We start from the raw sequence: 26359 nt of genomic DNA, 5'->3' as shown, positions 1-26359 counted from the left end.
GACGGTCACGACCCATTCCCCCCGCCGGTCACTCCCTTCACTATTTGTCATGCCGCTGACCAAATACGGGATCGAGGGGTGTGGCATGTCTGGGTACGTCAGCCGTAGGGGTGTGCTCGGAGCGGGGATCGGTGCTGTGCCGGTGTTGTCGCTGGGGGCCGGGGGTGCGTGGGCCGAGGATGCGTGGGCCGAGGATGCGTGGGCCGAGGGGGGCGGCGGGGCTCCGCGGGTGACGGACCCGGGGGCGTATCTCTCCTTCTCGCCCATGCCGGGTGGGTTTCCCCTGGTCGGTGCCCCGGTCGTCGTCAGTCCTGAGGATCACCCCGGTGTCGTACGGGTCGCGGGTGACCTCCGGGACGACATCGAGCGGGTGACGGGGGTGCGGCCGGGGAGCGAGGTTGCGCGGGAGGTGGTTCTGGTGGGGACCATCGGGCGGAGTCCGTTGATCGACGGGCTGATCGCTGCCGGGAAGCTGGACGTCGGCGGGGTGCGGGGGGAGTGGGAGACCTCGTTGCAGACGGTTGTCGAGCGGCCGATGCCCGGGGTGCGGCGGGCCTTCGTCATCGCCGGCAGCGACCCGCGCGGCACGATCTTCGGGGCGTACGACGTCTCGTACGGGATCGGGGTCTCGCCCTGGTACTGGTGGGACGACGTGCCGCCGGTCCGGCGGGACGCGGTGTACGTACGGCCGGGGCGGTTCAGTCAGGGGACGCCGGCCGTGAAGTACCGGGGGATCTTCATCAACGACGAGAACCCGGCGCTCGGGACGTGGGCGCCGGCGTACTTCGGGCCTGGGAAGGCGCCGGGGTATCCCGGGGGCTTCACCGCGGACTTCTGGGCCAAGGTCTTCGAGGTGCTGCTGCGGTTGAAGGGCAACTACGTCTGGCCGGCGGTGTGGGGGCGGGCCTTCGCCGAGGACGATCCGGAGAACCACGCACGGGCGACGGAGTACGGAATTGTCATGGGCACGTCTCACGAGGCGCCCATGATGCGAGGGATCGAGGAGTGGAACCGCCATGCCGTGCCGGCGGTCCGGGACAGCGCCGGCAAGGTGGTCACCCCCGGGCGCGACCCCTACGGGGGCACCGGCGAATGGTCGTACCGGCGCAACGCCGAGGCCGTCCGGGCGTACTGGCGCGACGGCATCCGACGCATGGTGGACCAGGGCTTCGAGGGCGTCGTCACGCTGGGGATGCGGGGGAACGGCGACACGAGCCTCCCGGACGGCGACGGCATCGAGCTGATGCAGGAGATCATCGCGGCGCAGCGGAGGATCATCGAGGAGGAGACGGGGCGGCCCGCCACGGAGACCCCGCAGGTGTGGACCCTCTACAAGGAGGTCCAGCGCTACTGGGACCGGGGGCTGCGGGCGCCGGACGACGTGACCGTCGTCCTCACGGACGACAACTGGGGGAACATCCGCAAGCATCCGGACCCCGGGGAGCCCGTACGGCCCGGGGGGTACGGGTTGTACTACCACTTCGACTACGTCGGGGTCGGGCGCAACTACAAGTGGGTCGACACGGTCAACCTGGCGAACCTCTGGGAACAGCTGCACGAGGCGGACGCCTACGGCAACCACGGGCTCTGGGTGGCGAACGTCGGCGATCTGAAGGGCAATGAACTGCCGACCGGGTTCTTCCTCGACTACGCCTGGAATCCGGGGCGTTGGGGCCAGGACCGGCTGGAGGAGTGGGAGCGGCGGTTCGCGCGGCAGAACTTCGGGGAGGAGGCGGCGGCCGAGATCGCCGAGGTGCTGAGCGCCTACGGGCAACTCCAGGCCCGCCGCAAGCCCGAGCTGCTGAACCGCCGGATCACGCTCGACACGACGAAGGACCCCACGAAGGACGAGCGGGCGATCGTCTACGACGACCAGGAGACGCCGTACTACTTCGGCCACCGTGAGCTGGAGCGCGTCACGGAGGAGTGGCGGGCGCTGGCGAAGCGGGCCGAGCGGGTGGGGCGGCGGCTCCCGGCGGCCGTGCGGGACGCGTGGTTCGAGCTGGTCGGGTACGAGGTGGCCGCGACCGCCAACCTGTACGGGCTGCGGGAGGCCGAGTTCCGGAACCTGCTGTACGCGGGGCAGGGGCGGGCGGCGACGAACCGTATGGCGGCCGAGGCGGAGAAGGGTCTGGAGCGGGACTTCGCGCTCGCCGACCACTTCAACTCCGAGGTGGCGGGCGGGAAGTGGCGGGGCTTCCAGACGCAGCCGCACATCGGGTACGGGGACGTGGAGCGCTACGGCCCGAACGCCGGGTGGCAGCAGCCGGAGAAGGACCATGTCGCCCTGCCGGACGAGATTTTTCCCAAGGTGCGGCGGATCGAGGTGCCGGAGGCCGCCGGGCTGGGGGTGGCGGTCGACGGGGCCGACGACGCGGGGGAGTGGTGGCCCGGCTCCGGGCCCGGTGCCGCTGGTTCGGAGGCGGTGCTTCCGGTGTTCAGCCCGTACCAGACCAGGCCCCAGCAGTACGTGGAGATCTTCAACCGGGGGCGTACGCCCTTCTCGTACCGGATCGAGTCGTCGGTGCCGTGGCTGAAGGTGGAGCGGTCGCGGGGGCGGGTCGAGGAGCAGGTACGGGTGGCGGTGCGGGTGGACTGGGGGCGCGTGCCGGGCGGGGGGCGCGCGGAGGGGGCGTTGACGGTGAGCGGGGCGGGGGCCTCGGTCACGGTGAAGGCCGTCGCGGAGAAGCCGTCGGCGCGGGAGGTCCGGGGGCTGCGGGGGTTCGTCGAGGCAGGCGGCTATGTGGCGATCGACGCGGAGCACTACGCGCGGGCGGTGGGGTCGGCCGACGGGCGGGTGCGCTGGCGCCGGATCGAGCGGATCGGGCGTACCGGGGCGGGGGTGACGCCGTGGCCCGTGACGGCGGCCCGGCAGACGCCGGGCGGGGACGGGCCGCGCCTGGAGTACGAGGTCAGTGTCCTGTCGTCCGCGGACGAGGTGACGGTGTGGGCGTACGTCTCGCCGCGCAACCCGACGCTGGCGACGGGCGGTCTGCGGTACGGGGTGTCGTTCGACGACGGGGAACCCCAGGTCGTCGACATCAACGCCGTCACCGGGGCCGACGACGGGCTCATGAACAAGCAGTGGGCGCGCAACACGTCGGACAACGTGAACGTGACGGTGACCCGGCACGCGATCGCCGGGCCCGGGGCGCACCGGCTGACGTTCTGGATGGTCGATCCGACGGTGGTGCTGCAGCGCCTGGTGATCGACACGGGTGGGTTGACGCCGACGTATCTGGGGCCGCTGGAGAGCCGCCGGATCTGAGAAGGGACCTGAGGATGACGTACCTGAACCGTTTTCGCCTGCCCGCGCTCGGGGTGGTCGCCGGGGCTCTGCTGTCCACGGCGGTGGCCGTGCAGCCGGCCTCGGCGCATGGACCTCAGTCCGGCCCATCGCTGCGGACGCTCGCCGACCGGGCGGGGGTCCGTATCGGCACGGCCGTCGACATGGCTGCCCTCGCCGACGACCGGACGTACCGCCGAACGACCGTACGCGAGTTCAACTCGGTGACCGCCGAGAACGTCATGAAGTGGGAGTCGGTGGAGCCGCAGCGGGGGGTGTACGACTGGAAGGCCGCCGACGACCTGGTCCGTTTCGCGCGGGCGAACGGGCAGGTGGTGCGCGGGCACACCCTGGTCTGGCACAGCCAGCTGCCGGGGTGGCTGACGGCGGGGGTGGCCGACGGGTCGATCGGCGCGGCGGAGCTGCGCGGGATTCTGCGCAAGCACATCACCACCGAGGTGAAGCGGTACAAGGGGAAGATCCAGCAGTGGGACGTGGTCAACGAGGTCTTCGAGGAGGACGGCAGCCTGCGGAACTCGATCTGGCTGCGTGAGCTGGGCCCGTCGTACATCGCGGACGCGTTCCGCTGGGCCCACGCCGCCGACCCGAAGGCGAAGCTCTTCCTCAACGACTACAACGTGGAGGGCGTCAACGCGAAGTCCACGGCGTACTACGAACTGGCGAAGCGGTTGCGCGCGCAGGGCGTACCGGTGCAGGGCTTCGGCGCGCAGGGACACCTCGCGATCCAGTACGGCTTCCCGGGGCAGGTCGCGGAGAACCTGGCCCGCTTCGAGGCGCTGGGGATGCGGACGGCGTTCACGGAGGTGGACGTGCGGATGATCCTGCCGGTGGATGAGGCGAAGCAGGCGACGCAAGCGGACTACTACCGACGCCTTCTCGACGCGTGCCTCGGCTCGCGGAGCTGCACGTCATTCACGGTATGGGGATTCACGGACAAGTACTCGTGGGTGCCGGGCGTCTTCGAGGGCCAGGGCTCGGCAACACCGATGGACGAGGAGTACGGGCGGAAGCCGGCGTACGGGGCGCTGCGGGAGGGGCTTGCGGTGGGGCGGGGGAGGTAAGGGGAGGGGCGCGTCGCGGTGGATGGGGCGCATTCACCGCGACGCGCGCCGGAGTCGGGAGCGCGGAGGGTGCGGTTACTCCCGGCGATGCGTTCGCGAGCCTCCTCGGGGACGTCGAGGCCGCGCTGTTCCAGGACGAACAAGGAGATCCTCCGCCCGGCTTTCGGGGCCACTGGCGTGGGCCGAAGCGGACCGGCTTCGCCGCCCATCCGGCGGTCGAGCGGTCCTGGCAGACGACCAGCAGCAGGGGCTGCAACCGGTACTTCGTGAGCAGATACGCGGCGTAGTACGCCCAGTTGGCCGGCTTGGCCAAGTCCTTGGTGCCCTGGGCTGCAGCGCGTGGGTGGGTTGGGGGGGCATGGGCACGTCATTGGTAATCTGCCGCCTCTTGTATGGAGATCCTTCTGAAGAGGTGTGAATGAAGTCAGGCAGACGGACCGTCGCGGTGGCCACGCTCGTGGGGGCGCTCGGGCTCTCGGTGCTGAACGCGCCGGCGGCGAACGCGGCGGACACCGGTATCACCGTGTCGGACATCGTCATCAACAAGGGCAAGCCGATCGTGGTGGGTACGTCGAAGGAGGTGGAGCCGCCCATGACGTTCAACCTGGCGCTGCCGGCCGGGTACAGCGTCGAGGGAACGGCGGGCAGCTGGAGCGCGCACCCCTTCCTCTATCGGGGCGACCTGAAGAGGGCCGCCGACACCGGAGAGAACTACATCGGACCGGGCAGCTACACCTGCTACGAGATCGACTCCAGGCACGCCCGCTGCGAGGGCAACCTCTACATCGACCCCCATCCGAGCCAGGAGCAAGTCGACTCCAACAGCGACGCCACTACGTGGAAGCTCGCCGTGTCTCTCCGTCTGTTCAAGGCCAGTGGAAACCTCAAGGCCGGGGAGATCGAGAAGCGGTCCAAGACCGCCCAGCTCAAGCGCGCCGCCAAGGCCACCACCAACGCCTCACCCGAGCCCGTCACCAAGGGCAAGAAGATCACTGTCACGGGCAAGCTGACCCGGGCGAACTGGAGCACGAAGAAGTACGACGGCTATGGCGGCCGTACCGTGAGCCTTCAGTTCAAGGCCAAGGGAACCGACACCTTCAAGACGCTCAAGAAGGCCACCACCAGCAGCACGGGGGCGCTGAAGACCACGGTCACGGCCTCCGGCGACGGCTCGTACCGCTGGGTGTACTACGGGAACAGCACGACCGGCGTCGCCGCTGGCGCGTCGGACTACGTCGACGTGCGCTGACCGCCCGGACCCCTCAGTGCAGGGTCGGCACCTCGCCGCCCTCCGCCCGCGTGAGCGTGACCCCCGCCAGACCGCGTAGCCGGCGTTCCGCCACGGCGGTCAGTTCGTCGGTGGTCGGCGGGGTCTGCCCCAGGCCGATGGCGTAGCGGGCGGGGGTCGTGGTGAAGGGGCGGGGCCAGGCGTGGCAGTCGGGGGCCAGTTCGGCGAGGTCCGTGATCAGGGCCCGCATCCTGCCCCGGACGCGGCCCTCGTCAGCACTCCCGCCCCGGGCCCCCTCCACCGTCACGATCGCCCAGGCCGCGTGGCGGCGGTGGAGCGGGGGAGGGGCGAGGAGGTCGGGGAACGAGCCGTCTTCCTCCAGCAACTCCCAGGCGCGGAACAGCTCTTGGATGATGAGGTCGCGCACGCCCTCCGTGACCTGGTCCGTGCAGGAACGGACCGGGGCGGAGGGGGTGGCGACGGTGAGGGCCCCGGCGGCGACGCCGTCGAGTTCTCCCACCGGCTCGCGCCAGTCCCACGCCGCCCACGTCGCGAAGAAGTGCCGGAGGAGGGCCGCCGGCGGCAGGTCGCCCGCCTCGTTCACCGTGCGGGCCGCCAGCACGGACCACGCCAGGCCCGGCAGCCCGCCGAACGGTGCCGAGTCCAGGCCCCGGGCCCTCGCCCATGCCTTGACCTGCCGGGCCAGCCGGGCGAACGTCGGTCCGTGGGCGTCCACCGAGGCGAGCACCGCCTCCGCGTCGCTCACCGCGCTGAGCGCGATCGCCGCCGCCTCGCCCAGTTCGGCCCGCCGGGCCACCGCCTCGACGGGATCCATCGCGCCGGTCGCCACCACCGCCAGGTCCACGTCCAGGCCGTCCAGCCGCAGCCGGAGGCCGGGTACACGAGCGCCGACCACCTCGCGCATGCCGCCCGCCCCGGGCAGGGACTCGGCCAACCTTGCCTGTACGGAGGGGAGTTCGACCGAGCCGGGCAGTGCCGCCACCAGGTCCAGATCCGCGCCGGGCAGCGCACAGCCCATCCGCCGCGAGCCGACGATGTGCACGACACCGCCGGGGAGCGCGTCCGCCACGAGGCGTGCGACCCGGTCCGCCACGGCGAGGTCGGCGCCGCTGTCCTCGCCGCCCCCGCCAGCCCCGTACGGCGCCGGCTCGTCCCGCCACCGCACCTCTCCCGTCCCCAGGCTCACCGTCCCCCGCACCCGCATCGGCTCGTCCGCGCGCCTCGACAGCAGTGCCAGCTCGCCGACCCTGGCCGACAGGGGCGTGAGCCGGACCGCGCAGGCCGTGGCCAACGCGTTCGGGTCGGTGGTGCGGCCCAGGCTCAGATGCGGGGTGAAGCCCTCGTGCCGGCCGCGACAGCGCGGGAAGTGGCGTACGAGGGTGCCGTGCAGGTCGGCCCACGGTCCCTCCCCGGCCGCCGCCGGGTCGAGCCAGACCGTCGCGTCGTCCCGGTGGCCGAACCAGTGCACGCCCTCCAGCCGGGCGTCGAACGGGACCGTCGGAGTCGTCAGCGCCGTCGCGAGCACGGCGGCCGCCTCCTCGAAGGCGTGTTCCGGTACGAAGCCGAAGAGGACGTTCACATGCGGGGGCCAGCGGTGGATCTGCGGGTCGTGGTCGCGGCGGATCTCCTGGAGCGGCGGCCACAGCTTCTCGGGCGGCAGCCACGCCAGCGCCGTACGGGCGGTCGGCCGGACGTCGAGGCGCGCGGGCGCGTCCGTGGCCGGGGAATCCGTACCCGGGGCGCCCGGGGTCACCTCCGCCCGCACCCCGTAGTGGTCCGAGATGTGCAGCCCCTCCGGCGTCGGCGCGTCCCCGTAGAGCTCGGCCCGTGCCACCCGGAGCCCCTCCCCGCGCACGAGCACCCGGTCCAGCCGGGACGCCCGCCCCGACAGGGACGAGACCGCGGCCAGCGGATTCGCGCCCGGGTCGAAGGTCGGGGTCGCGTCGGCGGGGCCGTGCGTCTCGCTCCACGCGTCCCGCATACCGAGGGTCGTCTGTGGGGTGTCACCGCCGTCGTTGAAGTCGCCCAGCACCAGCAGGTCGGCATCCAGGCCCGCCAACCCCTCGGCGACACGGGCCAGTTCGGCGGCCCGGCGGCCGGCGCCGTCCGTGGAATGGTCACTGCTCAGATGGGTCCCCGCCACGACGAGGGGGCGTGCGCCGGTCTCCACGACCACGGCCGTCACCGCCTTGTGCGGGCCCAGCGCGTGGAACGCCGCCTCGCGGACCGGCAACCGGCTGAGGAGGAGCAGACCGCACACGTCCACGTCACGTCCGCGCGGGTCCGTCCCCAGCGTCCAGCCGTCCCGCACCCAGGGTTCGCGCAGCAGCATCGTCAGCAGCTCCGCCTCGACCTCCTGCAACGCGATCACGTCCACGTCGGCGTCGCGCAACGCCCGCAGCAGCAGGGGCCTGCGCCGGGCGCTGTCGATGAGGTCGGCGTCGTAGCGGTCCCAGAGGGTGTTCCAGGTCAGCACCCGCACGGATGCCGAGGCGAGTCCTCGCGGTGCGCGCGTGGGGGTCCAGCGCTCCCCGTCCCACGCGTGCGGCGTGCGCGCCGTGAAGAACGGCGCCCGGAGCAGGCGCGCCTCCCGCACGCGCCCCGCCTCCGTGGCGTCGATCCGGTCCACGCCCGTGGAGCGGTCCCAGACCAGCTCGCCGTCGGCCTCGAAGAACAGCACCCGGTGCCAGGGGATCTCGCCGCCGGGCACGAACGCGGGCAGCGGGACCCGCTTGGGCGCCGCGTTCCGCTGGAGGACGCCCAGCACGAAGCGGGCCGGGTCGAAGCGCGCGTCCCAGCGCACCCGGTGGTAGATCTCCTCGCTCGTGCGCACGGTTCCTCAGCCCTCTTCCTCAGTGCTCGTCCTCCATGGTCCCGCTCGCCCCCACGTACCAGGTGCGGTGCGCGTCGCCCGGATACGGCGGGGCGAAGCGGCGCAGCTGGGCGGTGAGCACGTCCGGCGGCACGGGGTGCTCGCGGCGGCCGTTGCGGCGGACCAGCTCGTCCTCGTCGACCAGGACCACGGCGTGGGTGACCAGGGCGTCGCGGCGGTGGGCGACCGCGTGGACCAGCGAGCGCTGCTGGTGCGTGAGGCAGGTGGCGTCCCACACCGTGGTCCCGCCGGCGGCCAGCGCCCCGTCCAGCCGGTGGAGCCCCGCGCGCAGCACGTCCGCGTTGGCGCGCTGGTCGGCCCGGTCGCCGCGCGCCTCGCGCAGATCGTCCAGCGACACATACGCGTCCACGCCCGTGAGCCCCCGCGCGAACGTGCTCTTGCCGCTGCCGGCCGGACCCACCAGCTGGACCAGCCTCGGAAAGGCCCCCGAGCGCCACCGCCACGTCGCCGCGACGGCCTCGCCCGTGGAGCCGCCCCCACCCCCGGCGGACCCGCCTCCACCCCCGACGAACCCGCCCCCACCGATGCGCCCCCGCGCGTACGCCTCCCGCGCCTCGGCCCGGCACCGGACGGCCGCCTCCGGCGGCAGTTCGGCGAACGCCTCCGCCAGGGCCTCCTCGTCGAGGCCCGGCACCTCCTCGGCGTGCAGCGCCGACCATTCGACCTGCTCGCGAGCCTCGTCCGTGGCCGCCGTGGCGCGGGCGACCGCGTGCAGCAGCCCGAGATCGGCGGCGAGGGAGAGCCGCGCCAGGCCGGTGGGGCGGTCCTCGTCCGGGTACGGCCGGTGGAGCGCGGAGTGCAGCCCCACGAGGTCGGCCACCCGCCGGGCGAGCGGCATGCCCACGGCCCCGGCGAGCCGCGCGGCCACCCGGGCCCGCCGGCCGCCCGGGGCGTGCTCGTGCAGCAGCGCGGCCAGGGCGCCGGCGAGCCGCTCGTCCCCGGTGCGCCCCTCCGCGTCGAAGCGGGCCACCGCCTCCCTGTCCCCCTGGCCGGGCAGTCCGACGGCCTCCGCCAGCGTGTCGGCGTCCACGGGTGCGCCGGAGCGCACCGCCCACAGCGGCGCACGCGCCCCCAGCCCGTTCTCCACGACGGCCGCGTGCATCCAGTGGGTGTCCGTCCGCACATGCCCGGCCCGCACCCACTTGGCGACGCGCGTACCGAACTCGTCCGCGGCGAAACCGTCCACGACCCGGACGACGTACCCCTCCTGCCGCCCGAGGTCCAGCCGCAGCGCGCGCAGCGCCCTCTCGTCGAACACGCCCCGCCACAGCACGCGCGGCACGGGGATGCCGAGTCCGCGCAGCAGCTCCACCGTCCGGTCCCAGCCCAGGCAGCGCCCGTCCGCGTCCCACACTGAGAAGCCGTAGAACCAGCTGTCCAGGTCGTCGTAGGCGAGGGAGTGGCGGGCGAACATGTTCTCGCCGCACACCCGCCAACCCGGCGGGACGGCGTGGCCGATCCGGGCCTGAAGCGCCTTGACCCAGGTACGGGAGGGGTGGTGCGCGGAGTCGAGTGAGCGGGCGTGCACGCCGTCGCGGTACAGCGTGGTGTTCTCGCCGTCGAGTTTCTCGGTCACGACGACCTCCCGGCCGCGCAGGCCGGACAGGTCGGTGACCCGCAGATCGTCGGCGGTCGCGCCGGGGGACCAGGGCAGATGCCGGGTCCGCGGATAGTGCGTGCGCATGATGGACATTTCCCCGTGCCGGCCGACTTACCTGATCAGCGTAGGAGTGGGGCGTGGGGGTGGGCGAGCGGATTATGGCCCGCACTTCACCGTGGTCGTCCTGGTTGCCGGGGCCATGGGCGTACGCAACGTCACCACCCTGCGGGCGCGGGTCCCCGACCTGCCCACGACGGTGTCCACACGCGCCCTGACCGCGCTCCTCGGCGGCCTGCCCCTGCTGTCCGACACCCGCATCGGCTCGGGGGCCACGAACGAGGGCCGCCGCCTCACCTCGGTCGGCGCGATGTTCGCCGGGGGCCTGCTGGGCGCGTGGCTCCTGCACGAGCACGTCCACCCGGCGGTGGTCCTGCTGCCCGCCGCGCTGGTTCTGGCCCTGGGCGCGGTGTACTGGGCGGTGCCGCGTCGGCGTCCGTCGGCGCCCGGCTGAATCAGGATGCTCCCGCGAAACGGCTGTGGATCATGGGCGCATGACTGTCTCAGCAAGCCGTCTCGCCGGTGCGGCCACCATGCTCACCGGCATCTGCGTCTGTCTCTGGCTGGCCCTCGGTGCACCTCAGGAATGGACCGGGGGGATGAGATGGTTACGCACCGCGCTGGCGCTGGCGTCCTTGGGGGCGATCAGCCTCGGAGCCCGCCTCGTGTACCCCGACCGCGACACGGACACCCCGGGCGAGGCCCCGCACGGCGAGGGTGCCGACACCCGGGTTTGACCTCCGTCACTCTCGGGGTAATCTCTCCGGCTCGATTGGCGGAGGCGCTGCGCCGTATGGCAGACTAGCGGGGTTGCTCGGTCGAGTGTTGATGCTGCGCGCCTCCCGCCGGGAGGACCGGAAGCGAGTCCCACAGTACTCGTCGCCCCAACTGCCTCATGGCAGCGCTGGAGCGGACGTACGGGAATCTTTCGGGAAGTGTCAGTGCGGCACAGGCCAGGCACCCGGTGGGCTTCCGCCCCCGGCTCGGCGGCTGAAGGTGGGGCCGCGTTTCCCAGGACTGGGGATGCTCGAACAAGGGGCATCTGTGTCAGTGGAAGCGCGACACGCCCGACCGCGTGGGTCGGAGGAGCGGGTGACGGAACACCGGGTTCCAGAGCGTTAAACGAGACAAAGGACTACTGAGTAGCCATGGCGGGACAGAAGATCCGCATCCGGCTCAAGGCCTACGACCACGAGGTCATCGACTCCTCGGCGAAGAAGATCGTCGAGACGGTGACGCGCACTGGTGCGTCGGTCGCGGGCCCGGTGCCGCTGCCCACTGAGAAGAACGTGTACTGCGTCATCAAGTCGCCGCACAAGTACAAGGACTCGCGCGAGCACTTCGAGATGCGCACGCACAAGCGCCTGATCGACATCCTCGACCCGACGCCCAAGACCGTTGACTCTCTGATGCGACTCGACCTCCCGGCCGGTGTCGACATCGAGATCAAGCTCTGAGGGTCGGTGAGCTGAGAATGGCTAAGCAGATCAAGGGCATCCTGGGCGAGAAGCTCGGCATGACGCAGGTGTGGGACGAGAACAACCGTGTTGTTCCGGTCACCGTCGTCAAGGCCGGCCCCAACGTCGTGACCCAGGTCCGTACGAACGATGTCGACGGCTACGAGTCGGTCCAGATCGCCTTCGGCGAGATCGACCCGCGCAAGGTGAACAAGCCCCTCAAGGGCCACTTCGCCAAGGCCGACGTCACCCCCCGCCGCCACCTCGTCGAGATCCGCACCGCGGACGCCTCCGAGTACACGCTGGGCCAGGAGATCTCCGCCGAGGTCTTCGAGGCCGGCGTCAAGGTGGACGTGACCGGCAAGAGCAAGGGCAAGGGCTTCGCCGGTGTCATGAAGCGTCACAACTTCAAGGGCCTCGGCGCCGGTCACGGCACCCAGCGCAAGCACCGCTCTCCCGGCTCCATCGGTGGCTGCGCCACCCCGGGCCGTGTGTTCAAGGGCCTCCGCATGGCGGGTCGCATGGGCAACGAGCGGGTCACCACCCAGAACCTGACCGTCCACGCCGTTGACGCGGAGAAGGGTCTGCTGCTCATCAAGGGCGCGGTTCCCGGTCCGAACGGCGGCCTCGTCCTGGTCCGCACCGCGGCCAAGGGGGCCTGAGGTACCGATGAGCACTGTTGACATCCTTTCGCCTGCCGGCGAGAAGACCGGAAGCGTCGAACTCCCCGCGGAGATCTTCGGCGTGGAGAAGGTCAGCATCCCGCTGATCCACCAGGTCGTCGTCGCGCAGAACGCGGCTGCCCGCCAGGGCACGCACAAGACCAAGACCCGCGGCGAAGTCCGTGGTGGCGGTAAGAAGCCTTACCGGCAGAAGGGCACCGGCCGCGCCCGTCAGGGCTCGACCCGCGCGCCGCAGTTCGCCGGTGGTGGCGTCGTGCACGGTCCCGTGCCGCGTGACTACTCGCAGCGGACCCCGAAGAAGATGAAGGCCGCGGCCCTGCGCCACGCCCTCACCGACCGGGCCCGCCACAACCGCATCCACGTCGTCTCCGGCGTGATCGAGGGCGAGAACCCGTCCACGAAGGCCGCGAAGTCGCTGTTCGGCAAGATCTCGGAGCGCAAGAACCTGCTCCTGGTCGTCGAGCGTGCCGACGAGGCCGCGTGGCTCTCCGCCCGCAACCTGCCCCAGGTCCACATCCTGGAGCCGGGCCAGCTGAACACGTACGACGTGATCGTCTCCGACGATGTGGTCTTCACCCAGGGCGCCCTGGAGTCCTTCGTGTCCGGCCCGAACAAGGCCAACGACACCGAAGGGACTGAAGGCTGATGGCTATCCGTCACCCCTCCATCGCCTCCAAGGCGGCCAAGGCCGCCAAGGCCGCGCGCGTCGCCAAGGCGCGTCGCCACGAGGCCGAGGGCAAGAACACCGTCGTCACCGCGCCCAGCAAGGCGTTCACGGACCCCCGTGACGTGCTGCTGAAGCCGGTCGTGTCGGAGAAGAGCTACGCGCTTCTCGACGAGGGCAAGTACACGTTCATCGTGGCTCCCGGCGCCAACAAGACCCAGATCAAGCAGGCCGTCCAGGCGGTCTTCTCGGTCAAGGTCACCGGGGTCAACACGATCAACCGCCAGGGCAAGCGCAAGCGGACCCGCACGGGCTTCGGCAAGCGTGCCGACAGCAAGCGCGCGATCGTGACCCTTGCCGAGGGCGACCGTATCGACATCTTCGGCGGTCCGACCGCGTAAGCGGGTCGGATCGTCCGATATCGGACGAGGACTGAGAAATGGGAATCCGCAAGTACAAGCCGACTACGCCGGGCCGTCGTGGTTCCAGCGTCGCCGACTTCGTCGAGATCACGCGGTCCACGCCGGAGAAGTCGCTGGTCCGCCCCCTGCACAGCAAGGGCGGCCGTAACAACGCCGGTCGTGTGACCGTTCGCCACCAGGGTGGCGGACACAAGCGCGCCTACCGCGTGATCGACTTCCGTCGTCACGACAAGGACGGCGTGCCGGCGAAGGTCGCGCACATCGAGTACGACCCCAACCGCACCGCGCGCATCGCGCTGCTGCACTACGCGGACGGCGAGAAGCGCTACATCCTCGCCCCGCGCAACCTGCAGCAGGGCGACCGCGTGGAGAACGGTCCCGGGGCCGACATCAAGCCGGGCAACAACCTGGCGCTCCGCAACATCCCGGTCGGTACCACGATCCACGCGATCGAGCTCCGTCCCGGTGGCGGCGCCAAGTTCGCCCGCTCCGCCGGTGCCTCCGTGCAGCTGCTCGCGAAGGAGGGCGCCTACGCCCACCTCCGCATGCCGTCCGGTGAGATTCGCCTGGTCGACGTGCGCTGCCGCGCCACCGTCGGCGAGGTCGGCAACGCCGAGCAGAGCAACATCAACTGGGGCAAGGCCGGCCGCAAGCGCTGGCTGGGCGTCCGCCCGACCGTCCGCGGTGTGGCGATGAACCCGGTTGACCACCCCCACGGTGGTGGTGAGGGCAAGACCTCCGGTGGTCGCCACCCGGTCAGCCCCTGGGGTCAGAAGGAGGGTCGTACTCGTTCGCCGAAGAAGGCTTCGAACAAGTACATCGTCCGCCGCCGCAAGACGAACAAGAAGCGCTAGGAGCGGGTTTAGATGCCGCGCAGTCTCAAGAAGGGGCCCTTCGTCGACGACCACCTGATCAAGAAGGTGGACGCCCAGAACGAAGCAGGCACCAAGAACGTCATCAAGACCTGGTCCCGTCGCTCGATGATCATCCCGGCCATGCTCGGCCACACGATCGCGGTGCACAACGGCAAGACCCACATTCCGGTGTTCGTCACCGAGTCGATGGTCGGCCACAAGCTCGGCGAGTTCTCGCCGACGCGCACCTTCCGGGGTCACGTCAAGGACGACCGGAAGTCGAAGCGCCGCTAACAGCGGGGTGGAATGACCATGACAGACACTGGAAGGACAACCATGGAAGCCAGGGCCCAGGCGCGGTACATCCGCGTCACGCCCATGAAGGCCCGCCGCGTGGTGGACCTCATCCGTGGCCTCGACGCCACGGAGGCTCAGGCGGTCCTGCGTTTCGCCCCGCAGGCCGCGAGCGTGCCGGTCGGCAAGGTGCTGGACAGCGCCATCGCCAACGCCGCGCACAACTACGACCACACGGACGCCTCCTCGCTGTTCATCAGCGAGGCGTACGTCGACGAGGGCCCGACCCTGAAGCGGTTCCGTCCGCGTGCGCAGGGCCGTGCCTACCGGATCCGCAAGCGGACCAGCCACATCACCGTGGTCGTCAGCAGCAAGGAAGGAACCCGGTAATGGGCCAGAAGGTAAACCCGCATGGGTTCCGGCTCGGTGTCACGACCGACTTCAAGTCGCGTTGGTACGCCGACAAGCTGTACAAGGACTACGTCAAGGAAGACGTCGCCATCCGTCGGATGATGACGTCCGGCATGGAGCGCGCCGGCATCTCCAAGGTCGAGATCGAGCGCACCCGTGACCGTGTCCGTGTGGACATCCACACCGCGCGTCCGGGCATCGTCATCGGCCGCCGTGGCGCCGAGGCCGACCGCATCCGCGGTGACCTCGAGAAGCTCACGGGCAAGCAGGTCCAGCTGAACATCCTCGAGGTCAAGAACCCCGAGACGGACGCTCAGCTGGTTGCTCAGGCCGTCGCCGAGCAGCTCTCCTCCCGCGTCTCCTTCCGTCGCGCCATGCGTAAGAGCATGCAGTCGGCGATGAAGGCGGGCGCCAAGGGCATCAAGATCCAGTGCGGTGGCCGCCTCGGTGGCGCCGAGATGTCCCGCTCGGAGTTCTACCGCGAGGGCCGTGTGCCCCTGCACACGCTCCGCGCGAACGTGGACTACGGCTTCTTCGAGGCCAAGACGACCTTCGGCCGCATCGGTGTGAAGGTCTGGATCTACAAGGGCGATGTCAAGAACATCGCCGAGGTCCGCGCCGAGAACGCTGCCGCCCGTGCGGGTAACCGCCCGGCTCGCGGTGGCGGTGCAGACCGCCCGGCCCGTGGTGGCCGCGGTGGCGAGCGGCGCGGTCGCAAGCCGCAGCAGGCTGCCGGCGCCGAGGCCCCCAAGGCCGAGGCTCCCGCCGCCGCCGCTCCGGCTGAGAGCACCGGAACGGAGGCCTGACCGACATGCTGATCCCCCGTAGGGTCAAGCACCGCAAGCAGCACCACCCGAAGCGCCGTGGTCAGGCCAAGGGCGGTACGACGGTCGCGTTCGGCGAGTACGGCATTCAGGCCCTCACGCCGGCGTACGTGACCAACCGCCAGATCGAGGCGGCCCGTATCGCGATGACCCGCCACATCAAGCGTGGCGGCAAGGTCTGGATCAACATCTACCCGGACCGCCCGCTCACGAAGAAGCCCGCCGAGACCCGCATGGGTTCCGGTAAGGGTTCGCCGGAGTGGTGGATCGCGAACGTGCACCCGGGCCGGGTCATGTTCGAGCTGTCCTACCCCAACGAGAAGATCGCCCGTGAGGCCCTGACTCGCGCAGCCCACAAGCTGCCGATGAAGTGCCGGATCGTCAAGCGCGAGGCAGGTGAAGCGTGATGTCGGCCGGTACCAAGGCGTCCGAGCTGCGCGAGCTGGGTGACGAGGAGCTGCTGAACAAGCTCCGCGAAGCCAAGGAAGAACTGTTCAACCTCCGCTTCCAGGCGGCGACCGGACAGCTCGAGAACCATGGCCGTCTGAAGGCGGTCCGCAAGGACATCGCGCGGATCTACACCCTGATGCGCGAGCGTGAGCTGGGCATCGAAACGGTGGAGAACGCCTGATGAGCGAGAACAACGTGACTGAGACGAACACCGAGGCGCGCGGATTCCGCAAGACCCGTGAGGGCATCGTCGTCAGCGACAAGATGGACAAGACCGTCGTCGTCGCCGTCGAGGACCGCAAGAAGCACGCCCTGTACGGCAAGGTCATCCGCAGCACGAGCAAGCTCAAGGCTCACGACGAGCAGAACGCCGCCGGCATCGGCGACCGCGTCCTCCTGATGGAGACCCGGCCGCTGTCCGCCACGAAGCACTGGCGCGTCGTCGAGATCCTCGAGAAGGCCAAGTAATTTCCTGCGGGCAAACCCGCAGGACAGTTCCGCCAGGCTCCAACGGGGCTGATCATTCAGCCCCGTTGGGGAACCGGCAGACAATCAGGAGATAGACGTGATCCAGCAGGAGTCGCGACTGCGTGTCGCCGACAACACTGGTGCGAAGGAGATCCTTTGCATCCGTGTGCTCGGTGGCTCCGGTCGCCGCTACGCGGGCATCGGTGACGTCATCGTCGCCACCGTCAAGGACGCGATCCCCGGCGGCAACGTGAAGAAGGGTGACGTCATCAAGGCGGTCATCGTTCGCACCGTCAAGGAGCGCCGCCGTCCGGACGGCTCGTACATCCGCTTCGACGAGAACGCCGCCGTCATTCTCAAGAACGACGGCGACCCTCGTGGCACCCGTATCTTCGGCCCGGTGGGCCGGGAGCTGCGCGAGAAGAAGTTCATGAAGATCATCTCGCTCGCGCCGGAGGTGCTGTAAGCATGAAGATCAAGAAGGGCGACCTGGTCCAGGTCATCACCGGTAAGGACAAGGGCAAGCAGGGCAAGGTCATCGCGGCCTTCCCCCGCGAGGACCGCGTCCTGGTCGAGGGTGTCAACCGGGTCAAGAAGCACACCAAGGCCGGCCCGACCGCCAAGGGTTCGCAGGCCGGTGGCATCGTCACGACCGAGGCCCCGATCCACGTCTCCAACGTCCAGCTGGTCGTGGAGAAGGACGGCAAGAAGGTCGTCACGCGTGTCGGTTACCGCTTCGACGACGAGGGCAACAAGGTTCGCGTTGCCAAGCGGACGGGTGAGGACATCTGATGGCTACCACCACGACTCCGCGTCTCAAGACGAAGTACCGCGAGGAGATCGCGGGCAAGCTGCAGGAAGAGTTCTCCTACGAGAACGTCATGCAGACCCCCGGCCTCGTCAAGATCGTGGTCAACATGGGTGTGGGCGACGCAGCCCGCGACTCCAAGCTGATCGAGGGCGCCATCCGCGACCTCACCACGATCACCGGTCAGAAGCCGGCCGTCACCAAGGCCCGCAAGTCCATCGCGCAGTTCAAGCTGCGTGAGGGCCAGCCGATCGGTGCCCACGTCACACTCCGTGGCGACCGCATGTGGGAGTTCCTGGACCGCACCCTGTCGCTCGCGCTCCCGCGCATCCGCGACTTCCGTGGTCTGTCCCCCAAGCAGTTCGACGGCCGTGGCAACTACACCTTCGGTCTCACCGAGCAGGTCATGTTCCACGAGATCGACCAGGACAAGATCGACCGTACCCGGGGTATGGACATCACCGTGGTGACCACGGCGACCAACGACGCTGAGGGCCGCGCCCTCCTTCGTCACCTCGGCTTCCCCTTCAAGGAGGCGTGAGCGAGATGGCGAAGAAGGCTCTGATCGCGAAGGCTGCTCGCAAGCCCAAGTTCGGCGTGCGTGGCTACACGCGCTGCCAGCGCTGCGGCCGTCCCCACTCCGTGTACCGCAAGTTCGGCCTGTGCCGCGTGTGCCTCCGTGAGATGGCTCACCGTGGCGAGCTGCCGGGCGTGACCAAGAGCTCCTGGTAGTCCCTGCTTTTCAGGGATTCCCGAAGCTCTCGGTAAGCACTGGGCGTGTCAGGCGCCCACCCATCCATGGCTTAGGCTTGGAGGGTTGGGCGCCTGACGGTAGCCCGTACGACTTACTACGCCGTAGGTCCCCGCACCGCACCCGTCCCGCCACCGAGTGGGGAGAGGGATGGCGCATACAGGAAACCCCGGCGAGAGAGGCCGAAGGCCAATTCATGACCATGACTGATCCGATCGCAGACATGCTTACGCGTCTGCGGAACGCGAACTCGGCATACCACGACTCCGTGACGATGCCGGCATCGAAGATCAAGTCTCACATCGCGGAGATCCTCCAGCAGGAGGGCTTCATCACGGGCTGGAAGGTCGAGGACGCCGAGGTCGGCAAGAACCTCGTCCTCGAGCTGAAGTTCGGCCCGAACCGTGAGCGCTCCATCGCGGGCATCAAGCGGATCTCCAAGCCCGGTCTCCGGGTGTACGCGAAGTCCACCTCCCTGCCAAAGGTGCTGGGCGGCCTCGGCGTGGCGATCATCTCCACGTCGCACGGGCTCCTCACCGACAAGCAGGCCGGCAAGAAGGGCGTAGGCGGAGAAGTTCTCGCCTACGTCTGGTAGCGGAAGGGAACGGAGGAAACAGCTATGTCGCGCATTGGCAAGCTCCCCATCACGGTTCCCGCCGGCGTGGACGTCACCATCGACGGCCAGACGGTCTCGGTCAAGGGTCCCAAGGGCTCGCTGACCCACACCGTCGTTTCGCCGATCGAGATCGCCAAGGGTGAGGACGGCGTTCTGAACGTCACCCGCCCCAACGACGAGCGTCAGAGCAAGGCCCTGCACGGCCTGTCCCGCACGCTGGTGGCGAACATGATCACCGGCGTGACCCAGGGTTACGTGAAGAAGCTCGAGATCAGCGGTGTCGGTTACCGCGTGCAGGCCAAGGGTTCGAACCTCGAGTTCGCGCTCGGCTACAGCCACCCGATCACCGTCGAGGCGCCCGAGGGCATCACCTTCAAGGTGGAGACCCCGACCCGCTTCCAGGTCGAGGGCATCGACAAGCAGAAGGTCGGCGAGGTTGCGGCCAACATCCGCAAGCTGCGCAAGCCCGACCCGTACAAGGCCAAGGGCGTCAAGTACGAGGGCGAAGTCATCCGCCGCAAGGTCGGAAAGGCGGGTAAGTAAGCCATGGCATACGGTACGAAGATCGCTAAGGGCGACGCTTACAAGCGTGCAGCCATCAAGCGGCGCCACATCCGGATCCGTAAGAAGGTCAACGGTACGGCTGAGCGTCCCCGCCTGGTCGTGACCCGCTCGAACCGCCACATCGTGGCCCAGGTGATCGACGACCTCAAGGGTCACACCCTTGCGTCGGCGTCCACCCTGGACTCGTCGATCCGCGGTGCGTCCGAGGACAAGTCGGCGCAGGCCGGCAAGGTCGGCGCCCTGGTCGCCGAGCGTGCCAAGGCCGCCGGTGTCGAGGCCGTTGTGTTCGACCGAGGTGGTAACCGGTACGCGGGTCGCATCGCGGCCCTGGCCGACGCCGCCCGCGAGGCCGGGCTCAAGTTCTGAGCTCGCTGCGTAGCTAGCGGAAAGAGAGAGGTAAATCCAATGGCTGGACCCCAGCGCCGCGGTGGCGGTGCCGGTGGCGGCGAGCGGCGGGACCGGAAGGGCCGTGACGGCGGCGCAGCTGCCGCCGAGAAGACCGCGTACGTTGAGCGCGTTGTCGCGATCAACCGCGTCGCCAAGGTTGTGAAGGGTGGTCGTCGCTTCAGCTTCACTGCGCTCGTCGTAGTGGGCGATGGTGACGGCACCGTGGGTGTCGGTTACGGCAAGGCCAAGGAGGTGCCGGCCGCCATCGCCAAGGGTGTTGAGGAGGCCAAGAAGCACTTCTTCAAGGTCCCCCGTATCCAGGGCACCATCCCGCACCCGATCACGGGCGAGAAGGCCGCGGGCGTCGTCCTGCTCAAGCCTGCTTCCCCCGGTACCGGCGTCATCGCCGGTGGCCCGGTGCGTGCCGTGCTCGAGTGCGCCGGTGTGCACGACATCCTGTCGAAGTCGCTCGGTTCGTCGAACGCGATCAACATCGTGCACGCGACCGTGGAGGCCCTGAAGGGTCTGCAGCGTCCCGAGGAGATCGCGGCCCGCCGTGGTCTGCCCCTCGAGGACGTCGCTCCCGCGGCTCTGCTGCGTGCGCGTGCCGGGGCTGGTGCTGCGTAATGGCACAGCTCAAGATCACGCAGACGAAGTCGTACATCGGCAGCAAGCAGAACCACCGTGACACCCTGCGTTCCCTTGGTCTCAAGGGCATCAACACGCAGGTCGTCAAGGAGGACCGCCCCGAGTTCCGCGGCATGGTGCACACCGTCCGCCACCTCGTGACGGTCGAGGAGGTCGACTGATCATGGCGGAGAACAACCCGCTCAAGATCCACAACCTCCGTCCCGCCCCCGGTGCCAAGACCGCGAAGACCCGTGTCGGTCGTGGTGAGGCGTCGAAGGGTAAGACGGCTGGTCGTGGTACCAAGGGTACGAAGGCCCGCTACCAGGTTCCGGAGCGCTTCGAGGGTGGCCAGATGCCCCTCCACATGCGTCTTCCGAAGCTGAAGGGCTTCAAGAACCCGTTCAAGACCGAGTTCCAGGTCGTGAACCTCGACAAGCTGGGCGCGCTGTACCCCGAGGGTGGCGAGGTCACCGTCGAGGACCTCGTGGCCAAGGGTGCCGTTCGCAAGAACAGCCTCGTCAAGGTCCTCGGCCAGGGCGAGATCTCCGTGGCGCTGCAGGTGACGGTCGACGCCGTCTCCGGCTCCGCCAAGGAGAAGATCACCGCCGCCGGCGGTACCGTCACCGAGCTCGTCTGAACACACCAGGTGTCTCGATGACTTGAGCGATCCCGACCGGGGATACCCCACAAATGGGGTATCCCCGGTTGGTCGTTCCAAGGGAAGCAGTCTCGCCGGTAAGGTGACCTGCGCTGCCCGTTTTCACAGGGTGCTCTCATTCGGGCACTCGTCGCGGCAGTTAAACGTTACGTAAGTCGTCCCCATCAGAATCTCAAAACCGTCACCCTTGACGCAGTAGCGCGGGGGTCGCAGGAGGCACCGTGCTCACCGCGTTCGCCCGGGCGTTCAAGACGCCCGACCTGCGCAAGAAGCTGCTCTTCACGCTCGGCATCATCGTGATCTACCGGATCGGCACACACATCCCGATCCCGGGTGTCGACTACACCGCCGTCCAGTTCTGCATCGACCAGGCCCAGACGAACTCCGGCCTCTTCGGTCTCGTGAACATGTTCAGTGGTGGTGCGCTGCTACAGATCACGGTCTTCGCGCTCGGCATCATGCCGTACATCACGGCGAGCATCATTCTGCAGCTGCTGACCGTGGTGATCCCGCGTCTGGAAGCCCTGAAGAAGGAGGGGCAGGCCGGCACGGCGAAGATCACGCAGTACACGCGTTACCTGACGGTGGCCCTGGCGATCCTTCAGGGCACCGGCCTGGTGGCCACCGCCCGCAGCGGCTCGCTCTTCAGCGGCTGTGCGCAGGCCGGTCTGATCGTCCCCGACGATTCGATCTTCACCACCATGGTCATGGTCATCACCATGACCGCCGGTACGGCCCTCGTCATGTGGCTCGGTGAGCTCATCACCGACCGCGGCATCGGCAACGGCATGTCGATCCTGATGTTCATCTCGATCGCCGCCACCTTCCCGTCCGCGCTGTGGGCCATCAAGGAGCAGGGCGACCTGGCGGGCGGCTGGATCGAGTTCGGCATCGTGATCGCCGTCGGTCTGGTCATGGTCGCGCTCGTGGTCTTCGTCGAGCAGGCCCAGCGCCGCATTCCGGTCCAGTACGCGAAGCGCATGATCGGTCGCCGTTCCTACGGCGGCACGTCGACCTACATCCCGCTGAAGGTCAACCAGGCGGGCATCATTCCTGTGATTTTCGCCTCGTCGCTGCTCTACATTCCGGCCCTCATCGTGCAGTTCTCGAACTCCACGGCAGGCTGGGCGAGTTGGGTCACGGAGAACCTGGCGGACACCGCCGCGCCGGCCCATATCACGATCTACTTCTTCCTGATCATCTTCTTCGCCTTCTTCTACGTGGCCATCTCGTTCAACCCCGAGGAAGTCGCGGACAACATGAAGAAGTATGGTGGCTTCATCCCGGGAATCCGGGCTGGCCGACCGACCGCTGAGTACCTGAGCTACGTACTCAACCGGATCACCTGGCCGGGTTCGCTGTACCTGGGTCTGATCGCTCTCGTGCCGACAATGGCGTTGGCACCCCTTGGGGCCAACCAGAACTTCCCGTTCGGCGGTACCAGCATCCTGATCATCGTGGGTGTGGGTCTGGAGACGGTGAAGCAGATCGAGAGCCAGCTCCAGCAGCGCAATTACGAAGGGTTCCTCCGCTGATGCGTATCGTCCTCGTCGGGCCGCCGGGTGCCGGTAAGGGAACGCAGGCCGCGTTCCTCGCCCAGAACCTGTCGATCCCGCACATCTCCACGGGCGACCTGTTCCGGGCCAACATCAGCAAGCAGACGGAGCTCGGCAAACTCGCGAAGTCCTACATGGACAAGGGCGAGCTGGTGCCGGACGAGGTCACCATCGCGATGGCCAAGGACCGCATGGAGCAGCCGGACGCCGAGCACGGCTTCCTGCTCGACGGCTTCCCGCGCAACGTCTCGCAGGCCGAGGCGCTGGACGTGACGCTCCAGGACGAGTCCATGAACCTGGACGCGGTGCTGGACCTGGAGGTCCCCGAGGAGGAGGTCGTCAAGCGGATCGCCGGCCGGCGCATCTGCCGGAACGACTCCGCCCACGTCTTCCACGTCACGTACAAGAAGCCGAAGCAGGAAGGTGTCTGCGACGCCTGCGGCGGCGAGCTGTACCAGCGTGACGACGACTCCGAGGAGACCGTCCGCAAGCGCCTGGAGGTCTACCACACCCAGACCGAGCCGATCATCGACTACTACAAGGCCCAGGGCCTCGTGGTGACGATCTCGGCCCTCGGCCCGGTGGAGGAAGTCACCCAGCGCGCCATGGAGGCGCTCAAGCGCGAGAACGACGACAACTAGGTCGTCGGGTCGGTACGTCGGCCGCGGTGCCCGTGAGGGGCGCCGCGGCCGTACTGTTGTGTAGGCAAAAACGCGAGAACGAGATCTCGTGCCTCGTGGACAAGAAGGAAGACGGAGAGCGCAGGCCCCCATGGTGCAGATCAAGAGTCCCGAGCAGATCGCCAAGATGCGTGAGGCGGGGCTGGTCGTCGCCGCCATCCACGCGGCCACCCGGGAGGCCGCCGTGCCGGGCGCCTCCACGAAGGATCTCGACGAGGTCGCCCGCAAGGTGCTCGCGGAGCACGGGGCCAAGTCGAACTTCCTCGGGTACGGCGGTTTCCCGGCGACCATCTGCACCTCGGTGAACGAGGTCGTGGTCCACGGGATCCCCAGCGACGAGGTCGTCCTGAAGGACGGCGACATCATCTCCATCGACTGCGGCGCGATCGTCGACGGCTGGCACGGGGACGCCGCCTACACCGCGTTCGTGGGGTCCGGTCACGCTCCGGAGCTCCTCGAGCTGTCGCGGGTGACCGAGGAGTCCATGTGGGCCGGTATCGCCGCGATGAAGCTGGGCAACCGGCTCGTGGACGTCTCCCGGGCCATCGAGACGTACATCCGCCGGCAGCCGAAGCCGGGCGGGGGGAAGTACGGGATCGTCGAGGACTACGGCGGCCACGGCATCGGGACCGAGATGCACATGGACCCGCACCTGCTGAACTACGTCGAGCGGCGGCGGGGCAAGGGGCCGAAGCTGGTGCCGGGCTTCTGCCTCGCGATCGAGCCGATGGTGTCGTTGGGTACGCCGAAGACGGAGGTCCTGGCGGACGACTGGACCGTGGTGACCACGGACGGGACGTGGTCGTCGCACTGGGAGCACTCCGTGGCGCTGACCGAGCAGGGGCCGCTGGTGCTGACCGCTCCCGACGGGGGCAAGGCGAAGCTGGCGGAGCACGGGATCATTGCGGCGCCTGATCCGGTGGGCTGAGTTCGCGTTGCCGGGCGCGGGTGGGTGGGGGCTGGTCGCGCAGTTCCCCGCGCCCCTTTCAGGGGCGCTCCTGCGGGGCGGAGTAAGGATCTTCCGCCTTGGGCATGCATACCGAATTCGTGTTTCTGGAGGCCCTGGCGTAGACTGACTCGTCGGCTCTCGTGTTTCCGTGTGTCTTCATTCGGTTACGTGGAGTCGATCAAGGTAGTCGATTCGAAGGGCGAAGCGTGGCCAAGAAGCAAGGTGCCATCGAGATCGAGGGCACTGTCGTCGAGTCTCTGCCGAACGCCATGTTCAAGGTCGAGCTCCAGAACGGCCACCAGGTCCTGGCACACATCAGCGGCAAGATGCGTATGCACTACATCCGCATCCTCCCTGACGACCGGGTCGTGGTGGAGCTGTCTCCGTACGACCTGACGCGTGGCCGGATCGTCTACCGCTACAAGTAGATCCCTCTGACTCGGAGAACCTCGATCCCATGAAGGTCAAGCCGAGCGTCAAGAAGATCTGCGACAAGTGCAGGGTGATCCGCCGTCACGGTCGGGTCATGGTCATCTGCGAGAACCCGCGCCACAAGCAGCGCCAGGGCTGACGCACGTTCGACCACTCCCTCTGCATCTTCATCGCAGGGATTCGCGCGACGCGAGCTGAATTTGTTCATACGCAGGACCCAGGCGCCGCACGGTGTCTGACACCCCCGGCTCGGAGGCCGGGGACCCGGTTCGTACCTGGTACGGCGGCCGGGAGCCGGTTCTGTGGAAGACCTCCGACAATCACCAGGAGCCATTGAATGGCACGCGTTTCCGGTGTTGACATCCCGCGCGACAAGCGCGTGGAGGTCGCCCTCACCTATGTGTTCGGCATCGGCCGGACCCTCTCCCAGGAGACGCTGGCAGCGACCGGCGTCAACCCCGACACCCGCGTCCGCGACCTCTCCGAGGAGCAGCTCGTCGCGATCCGCGAGTACGTGGACAACAACATCAAGACCGAGGGTGACCTCCGTCGCGAGGTCCAGGCCGACATCCGCCGCAAGGTCGAGATCGGCTGCTACCAGGGTCTCCGTCACCGTCGTGGTCTGCCCGTCCGCGGTCAGCGCACCAGCACCAACGCCCGCACCCGCAAGGGCCCGCGTCGCGCCATCGCCGGTAAGAAGAAGCCGGGCAAGAAGTAGTCCTCAGCGGACAACGCTTCATCAGCGGTCTTCGCTGTAGGACCGACCACCTCCCCGTAGGAGTTTGTAGATGCCCCCCAAGGGTCGTCAGGGCGCTGCCAAGAAGGTGCGCCGCAAGGAAAAGAAGAACGTCGCTCACGGCCACGCGCACATCAAGAGCACGTTCAACAACACGATCGTCTCCATCACGGACCCCTCGGGCAACGTGATCTCCTGGGCCTCCGCCGGCCACGTCGGCTTCAAGGGCTCCCGCAAGTCCACGCCGTTCGCCGCGCAGATGGCCGCCGAGTCGGCCGCCCGTCGCGCGCAGGAGCACGGCATGCGCAAGGTCGACGTGTTCGTCAAGGGCCCGGGCTCGGGTCGTGAGACGGCCATCCGTTCGCTCCAGGCGACCGGTCTCGAGGTCGGCTCCATCCAGGACGTCACGCCCACCCCGCACAACGGCTGCCGTCCGCCCAAGCGCCGCCGCGTCTGACCCTTCGGGTCGGATCCACGGTTGCTGGGTCTGAGGTTTTCGGGCGGTATGGCTCTTCGGGGCTATACCGCCCGTACCCTTGTAGTTCTCAAGGGCGTCAAATAGCGGGCGCCCATGACTGAAGGATTCACTCCATGCTGATCGCTCAGCGTCCCTCGTTGACCGAAGAGGTCGTCGACGAATTCCGCTCCCGGTTCGTGATCGAGCCGCTGGAGCCGGGCTTCGGCTACACCCTCGGCAACAGCCTCCGTCGCACGCTCCTGTCGTCGATCCCCGGTGCGGCTGTCACCAGCATCCGGATCGACGGTGTCCTGCACGAGTTCACCACCGTGCCGGGCGTCAAGGAGGACGTCACCGACCTGATCCTCAACATCAAGCAGCTGGTCGTCTCCTCGGAGCACGACGAGCCGGTCGTGATGTACCTGCGCAAGCAGGGTCCGG

At 68.7% G+C, this 26359-nt stretch carries 35 protein-coding genes and 1 pseudogene; 34 read left to right on the top strand and 2 right to left on the bottom strand.

Annotated features, from left to right (window positions below):
* Positions 1-85: 85 nt before the first annotated feature.
* The 3 genes from PUR53_RS08385 (at position 86) to PUR53_RS08375 (ending at position 5617) form a co-directional block, all read left to right on the top strand.
* Complete coding sequence (locus PUR53_RS08385) at positions 86-3268, top strand: glycosyl hydrolase 115 family protein (protein WP_329907878.1); 3183 nt, start codon at positions 86-88, stop codon at positions 3266-3268.
* A 14-nt stretch (positions 3269-3282) separates the two neighbouring features.
* Positions 3283-4368, top strand: coding sequence for an endo-1,4-beta-xylanase (locus PUR53_RS08380; protein WP_329907876.1), 1086 nt, complete (start codon positions 3283-3285; stop codon positions 4366-4368).
* 418 nt (positions 4369-4786) lie between these two features.
* Positions 4787-5617, top strand: a complete 831-nt coding sequence (locus tag PUR53_RS08375) for a hypothetical protein (RefSeq protein ID WP_329907875.1) — start codon at positions 4787-4789, stop codon at positions 5615-5617.
* 13 nt (positions 5618-5630) lie between these two features.
* Here the strand turns inward: PUR53_RS08375 and PUR53_RS08370 are convergent, their stop codons facing one another.
* Positions 5631-8450, bottom strand: a complete 2820-nt coding sequence (locus PUR53_RS08370; RefSeq protein WP_329907874.1) for a poly(A) polymerase — start codon at positions 8448-8450, stop codon at positions 5631-5633.
* A gap of 19 nt (positions 8451-8469) precedes the next feature.
* Positions 8470-10194 carry an RNA ligase family protein gene (locus PUR53_RS08365; protein WP_329907873.1) on the bottom strand — a complete coding sequence of 575 codons (1725 nt, stop codon included), beginning with the start codon at positions 10192-10194 and terminating at the stop codon, positions 8470-8472.
* On the opposite strand from PUR53_RS08365, the gene PUR53_RS08360 reads away from it, so the two are divergent.
* The 31 genes and pseudogenes from PUR53_RS08360 to PUR53_RS08210 all read left to right on the top strand — a co-directional run.
* Positions 10193-10621, top strand: coding sequence for a DUF1275 family protein (locus tag PUR53_RS08360; protein WP_329907872.1), 429 nt, complete (start codon positions 10193-10195; stop codon positions 10619-10621). The two genes, PUR53_RS08365 and PUR53_RS08360, sit on opposite strands and share 2 nt — an antisense overlap.
* A 40-nt stretch (positions 10622-10661) precedes the next feature.
* Positions 10662-10904, top strand: coding sequence for a hypothetical protein (locus PUR53_RS08355; protein WP_329895744.1), 243 nt, complete (start codon positions 10662-10664; stop codon positions 10902-10904).
* 411 nt (positions 10905-11315) lie between these two features.
* Complete coding sequence (rpsJ, locus tag PUR53_RS08350; RefSeq protein WP_003948644.1) at positions 11316-11624, top strand: 30S ribosomal protein S10; 309 nt, start codon at positions 11316-11318, stop codon at positions 11622-11624.
* A 17-nt stretch (positions 11625-11641) separates the two neighbouring features.
* Positions 11642-12286: a 50S ribosomal protein L3 gene (gene rplC / locus PUR53_RS08345; protein ID WP_005481233.1), complete on the top strand. Its 645-nt coding sequence runs from the start codon at positions 11642-11644 to the stop codon at positions 12284-12286.
* Positions 12287-12293: 7 nt separating this feature from the next.
* A complete protein-coding gene (rplD, locus tag PUR53_RS08340) occupies positions 12294-12953 on the top strand; it encodes a 50S ribosomal protein L4 (protein WP_329895745.1) in 660 nt (219 codons plus the stop codon).
* Entirely contained in the window at positions 12953-13372 is a 420-nt protein-coding gene (gene rplW / locus PUR53_RS08335) for a 50S ribosomal protein L23 (protein ID WP_239756732.1), read from the top strand. Before rplD ends, rplW begins: the two co-directional genes overlap by 1 nt.
* A 38-nt stretch (positions 13373-13410) precedes the next feature.
* Entirely contained in the window at positions 13411-14247 is an 837-nt protein-coding gene (gene rplB / locus PUR53_RS08330) for a 50S ribosomal protein L2 (RefSeq protein WP_055517283.1), read from the top strand.
* 12 nt (positions 14248-14259) lie between these two features.
* Entirely contained in the window at positions 14260-14541 is a 282-nt protein-coding gene (rpsS, locus tag PUR53_RS08325; RefSeq protein WP_033528345.1) for a 30S ribosomal protein S19, read from the top strand.
* 42 nt (positions 14542-14583) lie between these two features.
* Positions 14584-14931, top strand: a complete 348-nt coding sequence (rplV, locus tag PUR53_RS08320) for a 50S ribosomal protein L22 (RefSeq protein ID WP_184904641.1) — start codon at positions 14584-14586, stop codon at positions 14929-14931.
* On the top strand, positions 14931-15758 hold the full coding sequence (gene rpsC, locus PUR53_RS08315) for a 30S ribosomal protein S3 (RefSeq protein ID WP_030039758.1): 828 nt from the start codon (positions 14931-14933) through the stop codon (positions 15756-15758). The genes rplV and rpsC overlap by 1 nt, the downstream gene beginning before the upstream one ends.
* A gap of 5 nt (positions 15759-15763) precedes the next feature.
* Positions 15764-16183, top strand: a complete 420-nt coding sequence (rplP, locus tag PUR53_RS08310; protein WP_004927269.1) for a 50S ribosomal protein L16 — start codon at positions 15764-15766, stop codon at positions 16181-16183.
* Positions 16183-16407 (top strand): 50S ribosomal protein L29, encoded by a 225-nt coding sequence (rpmC, locus tag PUR53_RS08305; protein WP_030671810.1) that lies wholly within the window; start codon positions 16183-16185, stop codon positions 16405-16407. The genes rplP and rpmC overlap by 1 nt, the downstream gene beginning before the upstream one ends.
* Entirely contained in the window at positions 16407-16694 is a 288-nt protein-coding gene (gene rpsQ / locus PUR53_RS08300; RefSeq protein ID WP_037694127.1) for a 30S ribosomal protein S17, read from the top strand. Before rpmC ends, rpsQ begins: the two co-directional genes overlap by 1 nt.
* Positions 16695-16791: 97 nt before the next feature.
* Positions 16792-17160 (top strand): 50S ribosomal protein L14, encoded by a 369-nt coding sequence (rplN, locus tag PUR53_RS08295; protein WP_003992364.1) that lies wholly within the window; start codon positions 16792-16794, stop codon positions 17158-17160.
* A 2-nt stretch (positions 17161-17162) separates the two neighbouring features.
* On the top strand, positions 17163-17486 hold the full coding sequence (gene rplX / locus PUR53_RS08290; RefSeq protein WP_149825917.1) for a 50S ribosomal protein L24: 324 nt from the start codon (positions 17163-17165) through the stop codon (positions 17484-17486).
* The gene (gene rplE / locus PUR53_RS08285; RefSeq protein ID WP_005481216.1) at positions 17486-18043 is read left to right on the top strand and encodes a 50S ribosomal protein L5; all 558 of its coding nucleotides are present in this window, start codon (positions 17486-17488) and stop codon (positions 18041-18043) included. The genes rplX and rplE overlap by 1 nt, the downstream gene beginning before the upstream one ends.
* A 5-nt stretch (positions 18044-18048) precedes the next feature.
* Positions 18049-18234 (top strand): type Z 30S ribosomal protein S14, encoded by a 186-nt coding sequence (locus tag PUR53_RS08280; protein WP_003948630.1) that lies wholly within the window; start codon positions 18049-18051, stop codon positions 18232-18234.
* Between the two features lie 215 nt (positions 18235-18449).
* Positions 18450-18848 (top strand): 30S ribosomal protein S8, encoded by a 399-nt coding sequence (gene rpsH / locus PUR53_RS08275; RefSeq protein ID WP_013001411.1) that lies wholly within the window; start codon positions 18450-18452, stop codon positions 18846-18848.
* A 24-nt stretch (positions 18849-18872) separates the two neighbouring features.
* The gene (gene rplF / locus PUR53_RS08270; protein ID WP_329895746.1) at positions 18873-19412 is read left to right on the top strand and encodes a 50S ribosomal protein L6; all 540 of its coding nucleotides are present in this window, start codon (positions 18873-18875) and stop codon (positions 19410-19412) included.
* 3 nt (positions 19413-19415) lie between these two features.
* Complete coding sequence (gene rplR / locus PUR53_RS08265; RefSeq protein WP_005481210.1) at positions 19416-19799, top strand: 50S ribosomal protein L18; 384 nt, start codon at positions 19416-19418, stop codon at positions 19797-19799.
* 39 nt (positions 19800-19838) lie between these two features.
* Entirely contained in the window at positions 19839-20447 is a 609-nt protein-coding gene (gene rpsE, locus PUR53_RS08260) for a 30S ribosomal protein S5 (protein WP_013001409.1), read from the top strand.
* Positions 20447-20629, top strand: coding sequence for a 50S ribosomal protein L30 (gene rpmD / locus PUR53_RS08255; protein WP_005481207.1), 183 nt, complete (start codon positions 20447-20449; stop codon positions 20627-20629). The genes rpsE and rpmD overlap by 1 nt, the downstream gene beginning before the upstream one ends.
* A 2-nt stretch (positions 20630-20631) precedes the next feature.
* A complete protein-coding gene (gene rplO / locus PUR53_RS08250; RefSeq protein WP_007384079.1) occupies positions 20632-21087 on the top strand; it encodes a 50S ribosomal protein L15 in 456 nt (151 codons plus the stop codon).
* 242 nt (positions 21088-21329) lie between these two features.
* On the top strand, positions 21330-22643 hold the full coding sequence (gene secY / locus PUR53_RS08245) for a preprotein translocase subunit SecY (RefSeq protein WP_329895747.1): 1314 nt from the start codon (positions 21330-21332) through the stop codon (positions 22641-22643).
* Complete coding sequence (locus tag PUR53_RS08240; protein WP_329895748.1) at positions 22643-23305, top strand: adenylate kinase; 663 nt, start codon at positions 22643-22645, stop codon at positions 23303-23305. Before secY ends, PUR53_RS08240 begins: the two co-directional genes overlap by 1 nt.
* 130 nt (positions 23306-23435) lie before the next feature.
* Positions 23436-24272: a type I methionyl aminopeptidase gene (gene map / locus PUR53_RS08235; protein WP_329895749.1), complete on the top strand. Its 837-nt coding sequence runs from the start codon at positions 23436-23438 to the stop codon at positions 24270-24272.
* Between the two features lie 227 nt (positions 24273-24499).
* Positions 24500-24721 (top strand): translation initiation factor IF-1, encoded by a 222-nt coding sequence (gene infA / locus PUR53_RS08230; protein WP_003948620.1) that lies wholly within the window; start codon positions 24500-24502, stop codon positions 24719-24721.
* Between the two features lie 29 nt (positions 24722-24750).
* Positions 24751-24864, top strand: coding sequence for a 50S ribosomal protein L36 (gene rpmJ / locus PUR53_RS08225; protein ID WP_003998809.1), 114 nt, complete (start codon positions 24751-24753; stop codon positions 24862-24864).
* Positions 24865-25062: 198 nt separating this feature from the next.
* Positions 25063-25443 (top strand): 30S ribosomal protein S13, encoded by a 381-nt coding sequence (rpsM, locus tag PUR53_RS08220; RefSeq protein ID WP_005481202.1) that lies wholly within the window; start codon positions 25063-25065, stop codon positions 25441-25443.
* Between the two features lie 70 nt (positions 25444-25513).
* Complete coding sequence (rpsK, locus tag PUR53_RS08215) at positions 25514-25918, top strand: 30S ribosomal protein S11 (protein ID WP_003956432.1); 405 nt, start codon at positions 25514-25516, stop codon at positions 25916-25918.
* Positions 25919-26052: 134 nt separating this feature from the next.
* Positions 26053-26359 (top strand): annotated as a pseudogene (locus PUR53_RS08210) (DNA-directed RNA polymerase subunit alpha); the annotation flags it as partial.

Source organism: Streptomyces sp. SP18BB07, from assembly GCF_036322545.1.
Lineage (GTDB): Bacteria > Actinomycetota > Actinomycetes > Streptomycetales > Streptomycetaceae > Streptomyces > Streptomyces deccanensis.
Note: the sequence above shows the minus strand (reverse complement) of the source record. Positions and strands in the feature narration are given on the sequence as shown.